Source organism: Pseudoroseomonas ludipueritiae (genome assembly GCF_014490445.1).
Taxonomy (GTDB): Bacteria; Pseudomonadota; Alphaproteobacteria; order Acetobacterales; family Acetobacteraceae; genus Pseudoroseomonas; species Pseudoroseomonas ludipueritiae.
Map to the genome: position 1 here is coordinate 1 of NZ_JACTUZ010000317.1, position 1,774 is coordinate 1,774.

At 70.0% G+C, this 1,774-nt stretch carries 3 protein-coding genes; all 3 read left to right on the forward strand.

Annotated elements, in window-relative coordinates:
• The coding region (locus tag IBL25_RS25975; protein WP_187781322.1) for an SDR family oxidoreductase at window positions 1–700 on the forward strand (700 nt) is incomplete at its 5' end.
• A 225-nt stretch (window positions 701–925) separates the two neighbouring features.
• Window positions 926–1,450 (forward strand): PepSY domain-containing protein, encoded by a 525-nt coding sequence (locus IBL25_RS26755; protein WP_202986894.1) that lies wholly within the window; start codon window positions 926–928, stop codon window positions 1,448–1,450.
• Window positions 1,451–1,492: 42 nt separating this feature from the next.
• Window positions 1,493–1,774 (forward strand): general stress protein (locus IBL25_RS25985; protein ID WP_238940682.1); only part of this gene is annotated, 282 nt, incomplete at its 3' end.

Below are 1,774 nucleotides of genomic sequence, written 5' to 3' on the forward strand. Positions count from 1 at the left end.
GGCCGCGCTGTCGCTGCTGGGCGCGGGCTGGAGCGTCGCGCTGGCCGGCCGCCGCGCCGATGCGCTGGAGGCCACCATCGCCGCCGCCGGGGAGCATGGCTCCCGCTGCCTGGCCGTGCCGACCGATGTGAGCGAGCCGGAGGCGGTGAATGCCCTCTTCGCCGCCGTGAAGGAACGCTGGGGCCGCTGCGACCTGCTGTTCAACAATGCCGGGCGCGGCAGCCCGGCGGTGGATGTGGACGAGATCACGCTGGAAGACTGGTTCGGCACCGTGGCCGCCAACCTGAACGGCGCTTTCCTTTGCGCCCAGGCGGCCTTCCGCATGATGAAGCACCAGGACCCGCGCGGCGGCCGCATCATCAACAACGGCTCCATCAGCGCCCATGCGCCCCGGCCCTTCTCGGCGCCCTATACCGCCACCAAGCACGCCATCACCGGCCTGACAAAATCCCTCAGCCTGGATGGGCGGCGCTGGGACATCGCCTGCGGCCAGCTCGACATCGGCAATGCCGCCACCGAGATGACGCAGCGCATGACCAATGGCGTGCCCCAGGCCAATGGCACCACCATGGTGGAGCCGCGCATGGACGTGCGCCATGTGGGCGAGGCCGTGCTGCACATGGCCTCCCTGCCGCTGGAGGCCAATGTGCAGTTCATGACGGTGATGGCGACCAAGATGCCCTTCATCGGGCGCGGCTGAACCCGGGCGCCACAGGTTTTCACGGCCGGCATCCCGCCGGCCGTGGCCACCGCCAGAATACAGGAAAACAAAGACGAGGGCCGGTTCAGGAAAAGCCCCGGCAAAGCTGCCACAATATTACCTTCGAGCTTTTCCATCATCTTAACGCAAACGTGGAAGCCCTCAGCCGTTAAGGCGGCATGCGACGGCAACTTAGCCGTCAAAGAAAAAGAAGGGAGACTACGCATGCGGTCCGCTTCAACAGCCATGGCCCTCGCCGCCGCCCTGCTGATCGCCCCCGCCGCGATGGCGCAGGGGCAACAAGGCACCACCGGCTCGGGCAGCACCGGCACCACCACCCCGCCCGCCGCGGGCACGGCGCCCAGCACCGGCACCGGCACCGGCACGGGGACTGGCACCGGCATGGGCACGGGCACCACGGCCACTCCCGGCGCCGGCATGGGGACGGGTACGGACACGAACCGGGGCGCGGCCACACCGGGTACCGGCGCCGCTGGCACGGCCGGCAACAACGCCGCGCCGCGCGATTCCTCGCCGCCCACCACCACCACGCCCGCCGCCGGCGCCAACAGCTTCACCGAAGGCCAGGCACGCCGCCGCATCGAGGATGCGGGCTACACGGACGTGCAGGAGCTGAAGAAGGACGACAAGGGCGTCTGGCGCGGCCGCGCCATGCGCAACGGCACCCAGACCGATGTTGGCCTCGATTTCCAGGGCAAGGTCGTGACCGGCAACGCCGCGGCGCAATAAGCGCCGCGGCCCACGGAAACCCTGCAAGAAAGGTAGCGAGCCATGCAGAAGATCATCACGCGGATGTTCGACACCCGCGACCACGCCCTGGCCGCCGTGCGCGACCTGGAGGCGGCCGGCTTCTCCCATGACGACCTCGGCATCGTCGCCAGCAATTCCGACCGCAGCGGCGTGACGGATGTCCGCAAGGACCATGACACCGGCCATGCCTCCTCCGGCACCGGCATCGGCGCCACGCTCGGCACGCTGGTCGGCGGCGGCGCGGGCCTGGCGGCGGCGCTGGGCGCCATCGCCATCCCCGGCATCGGCCCCATCGTGGCGGCC

What these genes read in the sequence shown, in the direction of transcription:
- IBL25_RS26755 (WP_202986894.1), top strand. Translation starts at nt 926, where the DNA reads ATGCGGTCCGCTTCAACAGCCATGGCCCTCGCCGCCGCCCTGCTGATC.